Origin of the sequence: Novosphingobium pokkalii, from assembly GCF_014652855.1 — a bacterium.
Taxonomy (GTDB): domain Bacteria; phylum Pseudomonadota; class Alphaproteobacteria; order Sphingomonadales; family Sphingomonadaceae; genus Novosphingobium; species Novosphingobium pokkalii.
The window spans coordinates 130,247-145,786 of sequence record NZ_BMZP01000008.1 but is presented as its reverse complement, the minus strand read 5'-3'; the positions used below and the strand labels follow the sequence as shown (position 1 = coordinate 145,786).

The window sequence follows — 15,540 nt, the reverse complement described above, 5'->3', positions numbered from 1 at the left end:
ATACATAATCACGCAAGGAGCGTGGCGATGCAAGCGGATTCTCACAGCCTGTTCTTCGATGCGGCGTGGCTGCCCGGCGGCTGGTCGCGCGACGTGCGCCTGACCGTGACACAAGGCCGCATCACCGCGATCGAGACGGAAGCGGCCTTGCGAGCCGGGGAAGCGCGGCAGGGCTGGGCCTTGCCCGGCCTGCCCAACCTGCACAGCCATGCCTTCCAGCGCGCCATGGCCGGGCTGGCCGAACGGCGCGGACCCGGTTCAGACAGTTTCTGGACTTGGCGCGAGGCGATGTATCGCTTTGTCGGGCAGATGACGCCCGAAGACCTGCTGGCGATTGCCGCGCAGGCGCAGGTGGAGATGCTGGAGGCCGGCTTCACCCGCGTGGGCGAATTCCACTATCTGCACCACGACCCTACCGGGCAGGCCTATGCCGATCCGGCGCAGATGAGCGCGGCGGTGGTGGCGGCTGCGCAGGAAAGCGGCATCGGCCTCACGCTTTTGCCCGTGCTCTACAGCCATGCCGGGTTTGGCGGGCAGGCGCCCAGCGCCGGGCAGGCGCGGTTCCTGCACGATCTCGATGGCTTTGCCCGCCTGCTCGATGCCGCGCGCGGCCATGCCGCCACGTTGCCCGATGCCGTGGTGGGCGTGGCGCCGCACAGCCTGCGCGCCGTGACGCTGGAGCAGTTGGCCCATGTGCCCGCGCTGGCGCAAGGGGCGCCGATCCACATCCACATTGCCGAGCAGACCAAGGAAGTGGAGGACTGCGTGGCCTGGTGCGGGCGGCGACCGGTGGAACTGCTGCTCGATCGCTTGGCGGTGGATGGGCAGTGGTGCCTGGTGCACGCCACGCATATGACTGCGGCTGAAACCGAGGCACTGGCTGCCAGCGGCGCCGTGGCCGGGCTGTGCCCGATCACTGAGGCCAATCTGGGCGATGGCCTGTTTCCGGCCGGGGCGTTCCTGGCGGCGGGGGGCAGGATCGGGCTGGGCAGCGATTCGAACGTGCGGATCGATGCGGCCGAGGAATTGCGCCTGCTGGAATATGGCCAACGCCTGGTACAGCGGAGCCGCGCCGTTCTGGCCGCAGGGCCGGGCGCATCGACCGGTGAAACGCTGCTCGCTGCCAGCCTAGCTGGCGGCGCGCAGGCCTTGGGGCAGCAGGCGCCCGCGCTGGCGGTGGGGCAGGTGGCCGATCTGGTGAGCCTCGATCCTGCCCATCCCGCTCTTGCCGGGCATCGGCCGGACAGCGCAATCGACGCCTGGATCTTTGCCGGCGGCAGCGCCGCGATCGACGGGGTATGGCGGCGCGGGCGGCAGGTGGTGGCCAGCGGCCGCCATCACGCGCGCGAGGCGATCGCCCGCCGCTATCACGCCACACTGGCCGCGCTGCGCGCCGGTTAGCGGGCGTTTTGAAAATGCGCCAATGCGCATTTTCGTTGCGGCACCGGCCCTCTCCCGTCCCGAAGGCACCGAAAACGTCCGGGGGACGTTTTCGCTGAGGGGGCCGACCCCCCTAGGGTACTATCGTTGGGAGGTCGGGTGGGGGAGAGGGCCGGTGCCGCAAATCCGGCAAAGCCGGATTTCCAAACAGTCTCTGAGCCCCCTATTGCGCGATGCCGATGACGATGGAGCCGGTATACCCTTCCGCCACGCTGCCGGTCAGCGTGGGTGTCATCTGCGCCAGTTGGGCCGAGGTGTTGTCTCCAAACACATTGTCGCTCGACAGCGAAATCGCGGAATAGTTGGCGATGCTGGCGCTGTAGAGCGAGCTGCCGTTGAATACGGCGGTGTTGGTGGCGGCGGGCATGGCCATCTGCGAGATCAGCGAGGCGGTCTTGCCGGTGCTGCTGCTGGTCAGGCCGCCCAAGAATACCTCGAAATGGACGTGCGGCCAGCGGCCGGAATAGCAGGCGGGATAGATCGTGGTGAACGTCACTTCCCCATTCGAATCCGTCACCTGCACCCCGCGCAGATAGCTTTCGGTGGTCACGCCGCTGGAATAGAGCGAGTAGAGCCCGGCGGCATTGCAGTGCCAGATATAGATCGCCGCCCCCGAAATGCCCGCACAGGCGTTGTTCACGTCAACCAGCTTGAGCGTGATCGTCAGCAGCACACCCTGCGCCGTGGTGGTGGAGGAAATGAAGCTGGAGCGGATGTCGCTGCGCACGACGCCGCTCTGCGTGAGCACGTTGGACGTCGATCCACTGGAAGTATTGGTGCCATCGGCCGGATAGGGACCGTTGGTTTCGGTCGGATCGGCAATGCAGGTGTCGGTGCTGCTGCTGGAGCCGCTCGAACTGCTCGACGTGGTGGAGCTGGTCGACGAGGTAGAGGAAGAGCTTGTCGACGACGATGATGTCGATGACGACGACGTAGAAGACGAGTCGCCAGACGAGCCGTCGCCGCAGGCCGCAAGCAGGGACGTGGTTGCCGCCGAGCCTAGCAGCACGAGGGCGCGACGACGCCCGATAAGGCGGCCCATGACGGCCAGATCGTCTTGCAGGCTGTGGCCATGATCGGAATCGTGGTCTTCGGCAACGCGAGGATATTCTTGGGGAGGATAGTCTTGCACCATGGCTTGCGCTTTTCCGATAAGGAGCGCCGGACGTGCAGGGCGGCCCGGCAGGGTTCATCATCGTGGAAAGCGTTTGTAACCGGGGGATTTCAGGCAGATTTCGGCAGCGTTGCGGCCTGGCTGGTGACGCTGGGTACGAACAGGTAGCCCTCGTTGCGCATGGTGCGGATGATGTCGGCGCCGCCCTGTCCCTCGGCCAACTTGCGGCGCAGGCGGCTCAATTGCACGTCGATCGCGCGATCGAACTGTTCGCTGTCTGCCCCGCGCGACCAGTCGAGCAACTGGTCGCGGCTCAGCACGCGGCGGGGATGTTCGGCAAAGGCGCGCAACAGGCGGAACTCCCCATCGGTCAGCGCGATCAGCCGCCCCGCCGGATCGTGCAGCAGGCGCTGCCCCAGGTCGAATTGCCAGCCGGCAAAGCACAGACAGGGGCCAGGCGCATCGCCTACCGTGGTGGCAGGCGCGGCGCCATCGGCCGGCGACGGCGCACCGGGGCGGCGCAGCACGGCACGGATGCGGGCGAGCAATTCGCGCGGATTGCACGGCTTGGCGAGATAATCGGCCGCGCCCATTTCCAGGCCGACAATCCGGTCCACATCGCTGCCCACGGCGCTGAGCATGATCACCGGCGGAGCATCGGCGCCCAACTGGCGCAGCGCGGAAAGCCCGTCTTCGCGCGGCATCATCACGTCAAGGACGATGAGATCGAACGTTTCGCGCGCCATCTGTTCGCGCATGTCGGCCGGGTCGGCCGCCGTGGCGATGGAAAAGCCGTGCCTTTCCAGAAACTCGCCGATCAGGGTGCGGATGCCTTCGTCATCATCGACGATCAGGATGCGCGTCGCAAAGTCCATGGGTTTGAGGTGTAGTAGCATTGGCCCGGCATAGAAAGCCTTCGTCGCGCGCGGATTTCACGCATGTCGCGGCCAGGCCGCCGGGCTGAAATGCGCTGCAATGCAGGTGCAATCCACCTGAAATTCGCGAGCAACAGCCCGGCGCCAAACCATGGCCATGCGACATCGAATCTTCTCCGGGCCGCGCCGCCAGGCGTGGGCGCTGGCCGGTCTCTCCCTTCCGGCCCTGCTTGCACTGCCGCACGCGGCCCGGGCGGATGTCTACGAGATCACCGCTGGCGGCACGATGAGGGCACGCAGTGGTGCAGGGGCCGTTCACTGGGCTGGAGTCGATGTCGCAGCCGCCCAGCCCGGTGACGGCCCCGAACCCGCTGCTCTGCCCTTCGGATCGCAAGTGGAGGCCCTGACGCAAGCGGGTGCCAGCCTTTCGCCGGCCGCGTGGCGCGAGCATCTGCGCGCGGCGGCGGAAGGCGCGGCGATCAGCCCCGCGCTGCTGGAGGCGCTGGTCTGGCAGGAAAGCCGCTGGCGCCCGCAGGCGGTGTCTTCGGCGGGGGCTGTCGGGCTGGGGCAACTGATGCCCGGCACCGCGCGCACGCTGGGCGTGAACCCGCGCGATCCCGTGGCCAACCTGCGGGCCAGTGCGCGCTATCTCAAGAGCCTGCTCGACCGGTTCGACGGCAATATCGAATGGGCCCTGGCCGCCTACAACGCCGGGCCGGAGCGGGTCGCCCGTGCCGGTGGCATCCCGGCCATTGCCGAAACCCGCGCTTATGTCCGTGCCGTGATGGGCCGGCTCAACGCCAATCTTGCCGGAGTGTCCCGATGACCGTTCTTTCCCGTCGCTTGCTGTTTTCTGCCCTGCCGCTGATGGCCCTGGCCGAGCCGGCCCGCGCCGCCGGTGGTGGCCCGGCAGGCTCCGGTCCGATCGTTTCGGCGCTGGGCTGGTTGCGGGACACCCTGCTGGGGCAGGTTGCCACCACTGTGGCGGTGATCGCGGTGGCCATGGTCGGCTTCATGATGCTGACCGGCCGCCTCAACTGGCGCTTTGGCGCCACGGTGATCATGGGCTGCTTCATCCTGTTCGGTTCGGCGGCCATCGTGGCGGGCATCCAGTCTGCCGCCGGTGCGGCGGGCTGAGCGGCGATGGCCGGCCTGGCCCAGGCGCCGGTGTTCCGCGCGCTCACCCGCCCGCAGATGTTTGCCGGGGTGACGTTTTCCTTCTTCGTCATCAACATGGCCGTCACGACCGAGGCGTTCCTGATCACCCACAGCTTCCTGTCCCTGCCGATCGCGCTGGTCGTGCATGGGCTGGGCTATGTCACCGCGCTGCGCGAGCCGCGCGTGTTCGATCTGTGGCTGGTGCGGGTCAGCCGCTGCCCCCGTGTGCGCAACTGGCGCCGCTGGGGCTGCAACAGTTACGCGCCATGAGCGGCGCTGGCTGGAAAGGCCCCGCCGCCTGGGCGCGGCGCGAGGCGCGAGCCGGAGACCGGCTGCCCTATGCGCGGCATCTCGACGCGGCGACGCTGGCCTTGCGCGATGGCAGCCTGATGCAGATGATCCGTGTCGAAGGTCTGCCGTTCGAGACCGAAGACGCCGAACAGCTCGACCACATGCTGGCCGTGCGCGAGACGACGCTGCGCAGCGTGCTCGACGCGCGCTTCGTGGTCTATCACCATGTCGTGCGGCGGCGCGTGGCGGCCGCGCTCGAGGCGGATTTCCCCGATCCGTTTTGCGCGGCGGTGGATGCGGCCTGGCGCGCGCGGCTGTCCGCCACGCCGCTGTTCGTGAACGAACAGGTGCTGACGCTGGTGCGCCGCCCGGCGCGCGGCAAGGCCGGCTGGCTGGAGTGGCTGGGACGCAAGGCGCGCGGCGCGGCGGCCGATGAAGCCCGCGCGCGGCGGGAACTGGACAGCGCCTGCGCGGCCCTGCTGGGCGCGCTGGGCGGCTATGGTGCGCGGGTGCTGGGCACGGTGGTGCAGGGCGGGGCGCGCTGGTCTGAGCCGCTGGCGTTGCTGTCTGCGCTCTACAATGGCGAATGGCGCGGGGTGGCGCTGCCCGATGGCCCGGGCGATGTTCAACCTGACCTGGGCCATCACCTGCCCTACGCGCGCGTGTCGTTCGGGCTGGAGGCGATCGAGACGCGGCGATCAAGCGGCCGCGACTTTGCCGCGATGATCAGCCTGAAGGATTATCCCGACACCACCCGCGCAGGTATGGTCGATGCGCTGCTGCGCCTGCCTCACGAACTGGTGCTGACCGAAACCTTTGCCCCCGCCGACCGGCAGATTGCGCGCGAGCGGATCGACCTGGCGCTGCGTCGGTTGAAATCGGCCGACGAGGAAGCCTTGGCCGAGCGCGCGCAGATGCACGCCGCGCGCGATGCCCTGGGTGCGGGTTCTACCGGGTTTGGCGACCATCACCTGAGCGTGATGGTGCGGGCCGAGAGCCTGCCCGCGCTGGAAGGCGCCAGCGCGGCGGCGATGAATGCGCTGGCCGATCTGGGCGCGATCGCGGTGCGCGAGGATGTGAACCTGGAGCCGGCATTCTGGGCGCAGTTTCCCGGCAATGAAAGCTATGCCGTGCGCCGCGCGCTGATTTCCACGGCCAACGCCGCCGGGTTCCTCTCGCTCCACGGCTTTCCGATGGGGCAGGCACAGGGCAACCACTGAGGCCAGGCGATCACGGTGTTGGAAACCACCAGCGCGACGCCGTTCTTCTTCAATTTCCACCGCGCCGACCTGGGCAATTTTACCGTGATCGGGCCATCCGGTTCGGGCAAGACGGTCGTGCTCAACTTCCTGGCGGCCCAGGCGCAGAAAGTGGCGCCGCGCATGGTGTTCTTCGACAAGGACCGGGGCGCGGAGATCTTCCTGCGGGCGATGGGCGCGCACTATACCCGGCTGATTCCGGGCGAGGCGACCGGGTTCAACCCGCTGGCCCTGGCCGACACGCCGGCCAACCGCGCGTTTCAGCGCGACTTGGTGGCCTGCCTGGTCCAGGCCGAGAGCGCGACCGAACGCGCGCGCATTGCCGATGCGCTTGAGGCGCTGCACGATGGGCCGCCGCATCTGCGCCGCCTGCGTTTCCTGGCCGATCACCTGGCCGGGCAGGCGCGGCCCGAGGCGGGCGACCTGGCCAGCCGCCTGGCGCCCTGGGTGGGCGAGGGGCCACATGCCTGGCTGTTCGACAACGTGCAGGACCGGCTGGATATCGCCGCGCGCACGCTGGGCTTCGACATGACCCGGCTGCTCGATCTGCCTATCCTGCGCACCCCGGCGATGATGTATCTGTTTCACCGCGTGGAAGAGCGGCTGGACGGTACTCCCACGATGCTGCTGATCGACGAAGGGTGGAAAGCGCTGGACGATGCCGTCTTTGCCGAGCGCATCCGCGACTGGCTCAAGACCCTGCGCAAGCGCAATGCCATCGTCGGCTTTGCCACGCAAAGCGCGCGTGACGCGCTCGACAGCCGCATCGCCACCGCGCTGGTGGAGCAGACCGCGACGATGATCTTCACGCCCAATTCGCGCGCCCGCTTCGAGGATTACGGTCTGGGTTTCGGCCTGACCGCGCACGAGGTGGACCTGATCCGCGCGCTGCCGGCACAGAGCCGCTGCTTCCTGGTGCGCCATGCCAATGCCTCGGTGCTGGCGCGGCTCGATCTGGCGGGCAGCCCGGAAATCCTCACCGTGCTGTCGGGGCGAGAGGCCAGCGTGCGCCGGCTCGATGCCCTGCGGGCGCAACTGGGCGATGATCCCGCGTTGTGGTTGCCGGCGCTGACCGGCACGGCCTGGCCGGACATGGTGCCAGCCGTTGTGGCGGAGGCTGCGGAATGAGCTGCCCGGCGATCTCAACCCAGGATGGCGGCACGATCGCATCGGCACTCGACGCGGTCGATTGCCTTTCGGCCCATGCCACGGCCGATGCCTTTGCCCGCCTGTTCGGCAGCCATGGCGGCTTGACCGTGGCCCTGACCATGGGGCTGACGATCTATGTTGCGCTCATGGCCATCGGGTTGATGACCGGCCGCGTCTCGCTGGGGTTGTCGAGCCTGAGTCCGCGGATGATGGCGCTGGGCCTGGCGCTGACTTTTGCGACATCGTGGATGGCCTATCAGAACGTGGTCTGGGCGCTGCTTTCGGGCGGGCCGGACCAGGTGGCGGGCCTGGTGCTGGGCACGCGGGGGAGTGCTTCGCATGCTTTTGCCCAGCATCTCGACCAGTTGTTCGATGCGGTGAGCGAGGCGGCCGAGCGCGCCCATGCCGCCCAGGGCGACGCCAAGGGCACCACGCCCGGAGACATGCTGTCCTATGCGGCGATGCTCCTGCTGCTGGGCACGGTGGGCGTGCTCGTCACCAGCCGGATCGCGCTGGCGGCGCTGCTGGCAGTGGGCCCGGTATTCCTTATCCTGGCGCTGTTTTCGGGCACGCGCGGGCTGTTCGAAGGCTGGGTCAAAGGGGCCGTGCTGTTCGCGCTGGTGCCGCTGTTCACGGTGCTGATCGGGGCTGGCGCGCTGGCCATGGCCGATCCGGTGGTGGCCGATCTTGGCGCGGGCGACGTCGACATGCGCAGCGCCACCGCCGTGTTCCTGGTGGCGGCGGTGCATTGCGCGCTGATGATCATGGTGCTGAAAGTGGCGACCACGCTGGTTTCCGGCTGGCGGCTGGGCGCCCTCGTCGCGCCCTGGCTGGGGGAAAGAGGCGAGGCGGCACCACGCGCCATGCCGCCCGGCGTCGCGCCGCCGACCTTCGTGCCGGGGCAGGGTGGGCCCACTTCCGTTGCCGGCCCGCAGAACACACCGCCGCGCGATCCGCGTGTTCACGCCATCCTCGCCGCGCTGGCCCCACCGGCCGTCATTGCCCTGCCAGCCGCCCCGCCGTCTTCCCGTTCCGCCATCATGCCGCCGCCGGGCCAGCCCGCCCTGCCATCGGGCGTCAACCGCGCCCAGGCACTGGGCCGCAGCCTGAATGCGGTGGAGACCTCGCGATGATCCGCCTGCCCACTCCCGCCATCCGCCGTGCTTTGGGCTTTGCCTTGATGTCGCTCGCCGCCGCGCCCGATGCGGCGCAGGCCGATCCGCGCGTGCAATTGCTCGCCTTTCACGAAAACGCGGTCATCCCGGTGGCGGCGCGGCCGGGCTATGAAGCCACGATCGCCTTTGCCGAAGGCGAGCAGGTGGAAAACATCGCCGTCGGCAGCTCCGCCCATTGGCAGATCACGCCCAACCGGCGGGCCGACCGCGTGTTCGTCAAGCCGACCAGCGCGCGGGCCGCGCCCACCAACATGACGGTGATCACCGATCGCCACATCTACCTGTTTGCCCTCCACGTGGGGCTGGGCAGGGAGCCGCTGTTCCTGTTGCGCTTTTCCTATCCCGACGACCCGCCGCCACAGCCGCCGGCGATGCCCGCCGCCGCGCTGACCCCGGCCGAACCGGCCCAGCCGGCCAATCCCGTGCTCGATCCTGCGACGTTCCATTTCGGTTGGCGGCAGCGCGGTGCCCGGGCGCTGCTGCCCGATCGGGTGTTCGACGATGGGCATGCAGTCTATCTGGCCTGGCCCAAGGGCCGCGATCTGCCCGCCGTGCTCGCCCCCGCGCCGGGCGGCGTGCCCGCCGGCAAGGGCGCCAAGGCCCGCCAGCAGGCCGAAGGGCCGGTCAACTATACCAGCCAGGGCGATTATCTGGTGGTCGATGGCGGCCATGCCGTGCTGGTGCTGCGATCGGGCAAGGAAGAGGCCTGGCTGGAGCGAGACGCGCCGATGGCCGAGACACCGACACCGCCGCTAGCCCTGGCTGCACCCGAACCGGGGCCTGCCGGTGCTGCCCCCGCAGCGCCAGCCCCCAAGGCTTCGCCCGTTCCGCCGCAAGAGTCCGCGCCATGACCGAAACCCTTTCCGATCCCCGCGCCGAGATGGACGCCGACAGCTTGGCACAGGCCAGCCGCAATGCCTTTCCGGTGGTGGCCGGCAGTGCCATCGGCAAGGATCGCGGCGGGCTGCTTGCGGGCGTGGCCATGGCGCTGGCGCTGGGTGGGTTGACGTTCTTCACGCTGCACGGCCGCAGCGAGACCGCCGCCGTTGCGCCCGCGCCGACGGCCACGGCACCGCTACCTGCCTTGTCTTCCCCGATTGCGCCCGCCCCGACCTCGGCCAGCGCCGCACCGCCGCCGCTGCCACCCACGGCGGCGCAGCAGGCCGCGCTCGATCGCATGCCTGCCAGCCTGGCGCCGGATCCCGGGGCGGCGCCGGTCATGGTCTATGACACGCCCGCCCCCGAAGTGATGCCGCGCGCGGCCGGCGGGGCGGCGATAACCGGGAACACGCCCGCCGGTCCGGCCCAGAGCCTGACCGAGAACGAGGCGTTTGGCGCGCGCGTGGGCAATGCCGGCGTCGACACCGCCAGCGCCACGCGCATTGCCGACCTGACCAACACGGTGACCCAGGGCACCTTGATCCCGGCGATCCTGGAAACCGCGATCGACAGCGATCTGCCCGGCTATGTCCGCGCCGTGGTGAGCCAGGATGTGAAAAGCTTTGACGGGCGGCGCGTGCTGATACCGCGTTCCTCGCGCCTGATCGGGCAATACAAGAGCGGCCTCGCTGCCGGGCAGACCCGCGCCTATGTGATGTGGACGCGGCTGATCCGGCCCGACGGGGTGAGCGTGGCGCTGGCTTCGCCAGGGGTGGAATACAATGGCCAGTCCGGCTTTTCCGGCAAGGTGGACAATCATTTCTTCAAGCGGTTTGGCGCGGCCACCATGCTGTCGGTGATCAGTGGGCTGGGCGCGCTGGCTGGAAGCAGCGCGAGTGTACTGGTGTCCACCAATGGATCGAGCGCGGCTTCGGTGGCGGCGCAGCGCGATGCGCAGATCCCGCCCACGGTGCATGTTGCGCAAGGCCAGCCGATCCGCGTGTTCACCGCGCGAGACCTGGATTTTTCCACGGTGAGCCGGTGATCGACGATCCGGTCCTGGCGGCAGCCCTGGCCCCGCTGCACCCGTTCCTGGCGCGGGCGGACGTATCGGAAGTCATGGTCAACCAGCCAGGCCAGGTCTGGATAGAGGCGGCCGGGGCGGGGCCGATGGAGTGCCACGCCGTGCCGGCGCTGGACGACCGCGCCTTGCGGCGGCTGGCCGAACAGGTGGCGCGGATCAGCCACCAGGGCGTGAACCGCGCGCAGCCGCTGCTGGGCGCGACGCTGCCCGATGGCGCGCGCATCCAGTTCGTGGGCCCACCGGCAACGCGCGGCGGCTGGGCCATGGCCATCCGCCGCCACCGCGTGGTCGATCTGCCGCTGTCGGCCTGGGCGCCGCAAGGGGCGCTGATGCAGGCCCACCCGCCCGACACCGCCGGCATGGCCAGCGATCCGCTCGGCTGGCTGGCAGAGGCCGTGGCGGCGCGGCGCACCGTGCTGATCGCGGGAGGCACGTCGAGCGGAAAGACCACGTTTCTCAACGCCCTGCTGGCGCAAGTGCCGGGCGACGATCGCGTGCTGGTGGTGGAAGATACGCCGGAAATCCGCATCATCCAGCCCAATGCGCTGGGGCTGGTGGCGGTGCGCGGCGAACTGGGCGAAGCGCAGGTCGATACAGATGCGCTGTTGCGCGCAGCGCTGCGTCTGCGGCCCGATCGCATCGTGCTGGGCGAATTGCGCGGGGCAGAGGCGATCACGTTCCTGCGCGCGATCAACACCGGGCATCCCGGATCGTTCACGACGATCCACGCCAACAGTTGCGCGGGGGCGCTGGAGCAGCTTGCCCTGCTGGTGATGCAGGCCGGGCTGGGCCTCGCACGGCGCGAGACCTTGCATTATGCCGCGCAAGTGATCGATGTTGTGGTTCACCTTGGCCGGCAGGACGGACGCCGGGCGATCACCGGGATGGCTCTGGCCCGCGACTTGGTCGCGCAAATGGCATGATGACGGATACGACAATGGCGCAGGCAGCAAGGACCGCACGATGAAGCTTCCCCTGATCCGCCCGCGCGCCGGGCTGCCGCTGGGCTTGCAACTCATGGCCCTGCTGGTCTGTGCGCTGGTGGCGGCGCAGGCGGTGACGCTGGGGCTGACCGTGCTGTTTCCGCCGCGTCCGCAGGCGCGCTGGTCGTTGGACGAGGTTGTGCAGGGATTGTCTGGCAACGGCCTTTCCGCCCGGCTGGAGCGTGCGCAACTGTCTGGGCCGCCCGATATCGGTGGCGCCGGCTGGCTGGTGGCACCGGCCACGCGCGATGCGCTCGCCGCGCGTCTGCACCGTCAAAGCAAGGATGTGATGCTGGCGTTCTACACGCAACTGCCGGTGGGCGGCATTGCCGTGCCGGCCGGCCGTCCTGGCGTGGCCGCCCAGGCCGATCGGCGCGCGTTGCAAGCCTGGCCGGCGGACTGGATGGTGGGCACCGCGCACGCCCAGGGAGCGCCACCCAATGGCGGCTTTCCGGGCGGCGGCTTTCCTGCGGGAGCACCCGGCGGCATGCCGGGCGGTGGTGGCTTTCCCGGGGGTGGCATGCCTGGCGGTATGCCCGGAGGCGGCCGGGGTGGCGTGCCGGGGGGCCACGCGCCTGCGGGCGCATCGCCCAGTACGCCGGCCAATCCCACCGGGGGCGGAGGAGCATCACGCGGATCGGCCACCGCCGCAGGCGGTACGCCCCCACCCACTGCGGTCGGGGCAGCGCCGCTCGCCTTGCCCAACGGCATGCCCGGCGCTTTGCTGATCCCGGCGCCGGTGCCGGCCGTGCCGTCTGGCGTAGGGGGTGGCCTGCCTGTCCGCAAGGCCGCTGGGGCAGCCAATCCTGTCCCGGTTGCCGCAGCCACATCCGCGGCGCCGCAGGCGTTGCAGCCACCGCGCAGCGGCGGCAACGGTTCCGGTCCCGCACTGCCGGCCGCACCGGCTGCGGCGCGTCCGCCGGCGGCGGTTGCGGTCGCCGCGCCACAGCCCATTCCCTTCCGCACCGGTCCGCAGGGCGGCTGGCTGGCAATGGCCACGCCGCCGTTCATCGAGGGTGATTTCATTGCCGCCGTGCGCGGCGCCGATGGTCGCTGGACTGTTGTCGCGCCCCGTGCCGAAGCATTCCCCAACCGCTGGCAGCGCCAGGTGGCGCTGTGGTTCCTGCTGTCGCTGGCGATCGTCAGTCCGCTGGCGTGGCTGTTTGCGCGGCGCATCGTGCGCCCGCTGGAAGGCTTTGCCCGCGCGGCCGAAACGCTTGGGCGGGATCCGGCCGCAACGATCCTGCCGCTGTCCGGTCCGGCCGAGATCGGCCGGGCGGCCCATGCCTTCAACCAGATGCGCAATCGCCTGCGCGCGTTCGTGGACGATCGGACCGCGATGGTCGGGGCGATCAGCCATGACCTGCGCACACCGCTCACCCGTTTGCGCTTCCGGCTCGAAAACGTGCCGGATGACCAGCGCGAGGGGCTGCTCAAGGAAGTGATCGAGATGGAGGCGATGATCAGCCAGGTGATTGCCTTCATCCGCGATGCTTCTACCCCCGGGCCGCGTCACGTGGTCGATCTGGGGCAACTGGTGGCAGCGAGCGTGGAAGACGCGCGCCTTATCGGCGGTGCGGTGACGGCTGAACCCGCAGCGCCGATGGCGGTGGAAGTCGATCCGGTGCAGATTCGCCGCCTGCTCGACAACTTGCTGGAAAACGTGGTCAAATACGGGCAGAGCGCCAAGGTGAGAGTGCGGGCGGAGGAAGACGAGGTCGTGGCCGAGATCGTCGATGCCGGGCCTGGCATTCCCGAGGAGGATCGCGAGCAGGTGTTCGAGCCATTCTATCGCAGCGAGGCCGCGCGCCGCTCTGGCAAGCCTGGCAGCGGGCTGGGCCTGGCCGTATGCCGCTCGATCGCGCGTGCCCACGGCGGAGAAATCCGCTTTGCCCAGAGCGCGGAGGGCTTTGTCACGCAAGTGCGAGTGCCGCGCCTGTTTGGTGAAAGCGCGCGCCTGGCGGCATGATGCGCGCCACCCTCGGTCTTGCGGCATGGGGCTGCGTCGTGGCGCTGGGTGGCGGCAGCCCGGCGCGGGCGGCGGATGATGCCGCCCCTGCGGCGCGCCAGGCTGATCCCTCAGCCGGCGGCACGGTCGATCAATGGATGGCAGGTCTTTCGGCAGGGGTGACCCGGCCCGATGGTGGCGCTGCTGCGCCGTTTGGCGAGGCGCGCCTCACCCGGCGGCTGGGCAGAGGCTATGTACGCGCGGCGATTACCGCCTATCGCAGTGCCACGACCAGCCATTCTCCCTATCCTCCCAGCACATACCACGTGGCGAGTGTTGCCGGCGGCGGTACCTTCGATGGCTGGATTGTCGAGGGGCAGGCCACCCTGGGGCGGCAGCGCCAGGGATCGGCCAGCCACGCACCGGCCTTTGCGCAGGGGCGCAATGCCGCCGGCGCCGCGCCGGCTACCACGCTGTTCGGCTTTGCCGGGTCGGTGGGGCGCACGCTGCCGCTGCATGGTGGGTGGTTCCTGACGCCGACGCTGGCCGCCGGCTATGTACAGTCACGCCTGGCGCTGAACCAGAGCGGTGCGACGCAGGCGATGCCGGCCTGGTCGGGTGCGGCGCATCTGCGGCTCGATCGCCGGATCGGCGGCCCGTTCGAGCGGAGCGTGGGAGCCTTCGTTTCTGCGCGCTGGACCAGCAATGCGGCCGTTTCGCTTCAGCCGAACGGCGGCACCGGCGGCGCGGGCGGCGAGATGCCGGGCGGCGGCGGGGCAGGCGGCGCGGGCCCGGGGCCGGCGCTGGTCGCCAGTCGGGTGCCCGATGGCTGGGTCGAACTGGGAGTGGTGGCCAACATCGGCCTGTCGCGCCGGATGTGGCTGGATACCTTCGTTACGCGCAGCCTGGGCCAGGTGGCCGGACAAAGCACGGCAGTCGGGCTCGGCCTGCGCCGCACGTTCTGATCTGGATGATTGAGGGTGGCTCCCTGAGTAGGATTCGAACCTACGGCCGCTCGATTAACAGTCGAGAGCTCTACCGCTGAGCTATCAGGGAACAGGCCCGGCGGTGCCGGGGCGATATGGGCTTTCTGCCGTTGGGCAGAAAGAAGATGGCTCCCTGAGTAGGATTCGAACCTACGGCCGCTCGATTAACAGTCGAGAGCTCTACCGCTGAGCTATCAGGGAGCAGTCCCGGTTGCCCAGGACAGGTGCGCGCTAATAGCACTCATTTCGCCCATGGCAAGTCGCCGCCGGGCAAATTTTTCCACAGCGCGGGCTTTGCGATCAACTCATGAACTGTTCGGCGAAAATCCGCTCGTCCAGGCTGCGGCCGCGATCGAACAGCAAGGTAAGCTGGTGATCGCGCCAGGCGCGCACGCGCACTTCGCTCACGTCGCGCACTTCCTTTTGGTCGGCCACCACCAGCACCGGGCGCTTGACCGATTCGAGGGCGCGGAACACGATCTCGGCCGTGTCGGGCAGGATCGCGCCACGCCAGCGGCGGGGGCGGAACGGGCTGATCGGGGTGAGCGCCAGGATATTGGCGCCCAGCGGCAGGATCGGGCCGTTGGCAGACAGGTTGTAGGCGGTCGAACCCGCTGGCGTGGCGACCAGCACGCCATCGCACGACAGTTCGGGAATGCGGGTCTTGCCGTTGACCACCACTTCCAGCTTGGCCGTCTGGCGGGTTTCGCGCAGCAGCGAAACCTCGTTGATGGCATAGCAGCTTTGCGTTTCTCCGCTGGCGGTCACCGCATCCATGCGCAGCGGGCTGATTGCCACCGGCCGCGCGCGGGCGATCCGCTCTTCCAGCGCGCGGCTGCTTTTCTGGCGGTTCATCAGGAAGCCCACGGTGCCCAGGTTCAGGCCATAGGCCGGAACCACCCGATCGGTGTCGAGCATCTGGTGCAGCACCTGGAGCATATAGCCATCGCCGCCCAGCACGACCACGGCCTCGGCTTCGTCAAACGGCACCCAATCGTGCGTGCTGGCCATGATCCGCGCGGCTTCCTGCGCCCGCTCCGTGGGAGAGGCGAGCAGGGCAAGCCGTTCGTATGTGGCACCGCTTGCCGATCCGATCGCTGCCATTGTCATCCATCCCCGGCCGCAGGACGCGCGGCGCAAACCGGGGGCGTGATATGGGGCGACCCATAATGGCGCAATCCGAAAATGTCTCAGGTGTG

General features: G+C 69.2%; 13 protein-coding genes, 2 tRNA genes and 1 pseudogene. 11 read left to right on the top strand and 5 right to left on the bottom strand.

Features of this window, described 5'->3' with window-relative positions:
* Positions 1 to 27: 27 nt before the first annotated feature.
* The gene (locus IE191_RS10715) at positions 28 to 1,401 is read left to right on the top strand and encodes a formimidoylglutamate deiminase (protein ID WP_191324360.1); all 1,374 of its coding nucleotides are present in this window, start codon (positions 28 to 30) and stop codon (positions 1,399 to 1,401) included.
* Positions 1,402 to 1,603: 202 nt separating this feature from the next.
* Here the strand turns inward: IE191_RS10715 and IE191_RS10710 are convergent, their stop codons facing one another.
* Complete coding sequence (locus IE191_RS10710; protein ID WP_229815244.1) at positions 1,604 to 2,482, bottom strand: intradiol ring-cleavage dioxygenase; 879 nt, start codon at positions 2,480 to 2,482, stop codon at positions 1,604 to 1,606.
* Between the two features lie 182 nt (positions 2,483 to 2,664).
* On the bottom strand, positions 2,665 to 3,429 hold the full coding sequence (locus IE191_RS10705) for a response regulator (protein ID WP_191324358.1): 765 nt from the start codon (positions 3,427 to 3,429) through the stop codon (positions 2,665 to 2,667).
* Positions 3,430 to 3,586: 157 nt separating this feature from the next.
* Between IE191_RS10705 and IE191_RS10700 the strand changes: the two genes are divergently transcribed.
* The 10 genes and pseudogenes from IE191_RS10700 to IE191_RS10655 all read left to right on the top strand — a co-directional run bounded on the left by IE191_RS10700 (position 3,587) and on the right by IE191_RS10655 (position 14,320).
* Positions 3,587 to 4,255 (top strand): lytic transglycosylase domain-containing protein, encoded by a 669-nt coding sequence (locus IE191_RS10700; RefSeq protein WP_229815243.1) that lies wholly within the window; start codon positions 3,587 to 3,589, stop codon positions 4,253 to 4,255.
* Positions 4,252 to 4,566, top strand: coding sequence for a TrbC/VirB2 family protein (locus IE191_RS10695; RefSeq protein WP_191324356.1), 315 nt, complete (start codon positions 4,252 to 4,254; stop codon positions 4,564 to 4,566). The genes IE191_RS10700 and IE191_RS10695 overlap by 4 nt, the downstream gene beginning before the upstream one ends.
* A gap of 6 nt (positions 4,567 to 4,572) precedes the next feature.
* Complete coding sequence (locus IE191_RS10690) at positions 4,573 to 4,857, top strand: VirB3 family type IV secretion system protein (RefSeq protein ID WP_191324355.1); 285 nt, start codon at positions 4,573 to 4,575, stop codon at positions 4,855 to 4,857.
* A pseudogene (locus tag IE191_RS10685) lies at positions 4,854 to 7,265 on the top strand (VirB4 family type IV secretion/conjugal transfer ATPase). The gene IE191_RS10690 and the pseudogene IE191_RS10685 overlap by 4 nt, the downstream one beginning before the upstream one ends.
* Positions 7,262 to 8,419 (top strand): TrbL/VirB6 family protein, encoded by a 1,158-nt coding sequence (locus IE191_RS10680; RefSeq protein ID WP_191324354.1) that lies wholly within the window; start codon positions 7,262 to 7,264, stop codon positions 8,417 to 8,419. The pseudogene IE191_RS10685 and the gene IE191_RS10680 overlap by 4 nt, the downstream one beginning before the upstream one ends.
* Entirely contained in the window at positions 8,416 to 9,312 is an 897-nt protein-coding gene (locus IE191_RS10675) for a TrbG/VirB9 family P-type conjugative transfer protein (RefSeq protein ID WP_191324353.1), read from the top strand. Before IE191_RS10680 ends, IE191_RS10675 begins: the two co-directional genes overlap by 4 nt.
* Positions 9,309 to 10,385, top strand: a complete 1,077-nt coding sequence (locus tag IE191_RS10670; RefSeq protein WP_191324352.1) for a TrbI/VirB10 family protein — start codon at positions 9,309 to 9,311, stop codon at positions 10,383 to 10,385. The genes IE191_RS10675 and IE191_RS10670 overlap by 4 nt, the downstream gene beginning before the upstream one ends.
* A complete protein-coding gene (gene virB11, locus IE191_RS10665; RefSeq protein WP_229815242.1) occupies positions 10,382 to 11,347 on the top strand; it encodes a P-type DNA transfer ATPase VirB11 in 966 nt (321 codons plus the stop codon). Before IE191_RS10670 ends, virB11 begins: the two co-directional genes overlap by 4 nt.
* A 40-nt stretch (positions 11,348 to 11,387) precedes the next feature.
* Positions 11,388 to 13,376, top strand: coding sequence for an ATP-binding protein (locus IE191_RS10660; protein WP_191324351.1), 1,989 nt, complete (start codon positions 11,388 to 11,390; stop codon positions 13,374 to 13,376).
* The gene (locus tag IE191_RS10655) at positions 13,376 to 14,320 is read left to right on the top strand and encodes a hypothetical protein (RefSeq protein WP_191324350.1); all 945 of its coding nucleotides are present in this window, start codon (positions 13,376 to 13,378) and stop codon (positions 14,318 to 14,320) included. Before IE191_RS10660 ends, IE191_RS10655 begins: the two co-directional genes overlap by 1 nt.
* A gap of 16 nt (positions 14,321 to 14,336) precedes the next feature.
* Here IE191_RS10655 and IE191_RS10650 read toward each other — a convergent pair.
* The 3 genes from IE191_RS10650 to IE191_RS10640 all read right to left on the bottom strand — a co-directional run bounded on the left by IE191_RS10650 (position 14,337) and on the right by IE191_RS10640 (position 15,445).
* Positions 14,337 to 14,411, bottom strand: a tRNA-Asn gene (locus IE191_RS10650).
* Positions 14,412 to 14,467: 56 nt separating this feature from the next.
* Positions 14,468 to 14,542 (bottom strand) — tRNA-Asn (locus IE191_RS10645).
* Between the two features lie 99 nt (positions 14,543 to 14,641).
* Complete coding sequence (locus IE191_RS10640; RefSeq protein ID WP_191324349.1) at positions 14,642 to 15,445, bottom strand: NAD kinase; 804 nt, start codon at positions 15,443 to 15,445, stop codon at positions 14,642 to 14,644.
* Positions 15,446 to 15,540: the final 95 nt, after the last annotated feature.

Bases quoted from the DNA above. Each gene is read 5' to 3' on its own strand.
- IE191_RS10715 (WP_191324360.1), top strand. From the start codon at position 28: ATGCAAGCGGATTCTCACAGCCTGTTCTTCGATGCGGCGTGGCTGCCC.
- IE191_RS10710 (WP_229815244.1), bottom strand. From the start codon at position 2,482: ATGGGCCGCCTTATCGGGCGTCGTCGCGCCCTCGTGCTGCTAGGCTCG.
- IE191_RS10705 (WP_191324358.1), bottom strand. From the start codon at position 3,429: ATGGACTTTGCGACGCGCATCCTGATCGTCGATGATGACGAAGGCATC.
- IE191_RS10700 (WP_229815243.1), top strand. From the start codon at position 3,587: ATGCGACATCGAATCTTCTCCGGGCCGCGCCGCCAGGCGTGGGCGCTG.
- IE191_RS10695 (WP_191324356.1), top strand. From the start codon at position 4,252: ATGACCGTTCTTTCCCGTCGCTTGCTGTTTTCTGCCCTGCCGCTGATG.
- IE191_RS10690 (WP_191324355.1), top strand. From the start codon at position 4,573: ATGGCCGGCCTGGCCCAGGCGCCGGTGTTCCGCGCGCTCACCCGCCCG.
- IE191_RS10680 (WP_191324354.1), top strand. From the start codon at position 7,262: ATGAGCTGCCCGGCGATCTCAACCCAGGATGGCGGCACGATCGCATCG.
- IE191_RS10675 (WP_191324353.1), top strand. From the start codon at position 8,416: ATGATCCGCCTGCCCACTCCCGCCATCCGCCGTGCTTTGGGCTTTGCC.
- IE191_RS10670 (WP_191324352.1), top strand. From the start codon at position 9,309: ATGACCGAAACCCTTTCCGATCCCCGCGCCGAGATGGACGCCGACAGC.
- IE191_RS10660 (WP_191324351.1), top strand. From the start codon at position 11,388: ATGAAGCTTCCCCTGATCCGCCCGCGCGCCGGGCTGCCGCTGGGCTTG.
- IE191_RS10655 (WP_191324350.1), top strand. From the start codon at position 13,376: ATGCGCGCCACCCTCGGTCTTGCGGCATGGGGCTGCGTCGTGGCGCTG.
- IE191_RS10640 (WP_191324349.1), bottom strand. From the start codon at position 15,445: ATGGCAGCGATCGGATCGGCAAGCGGTGCCACATACGAACGGCTTGCC.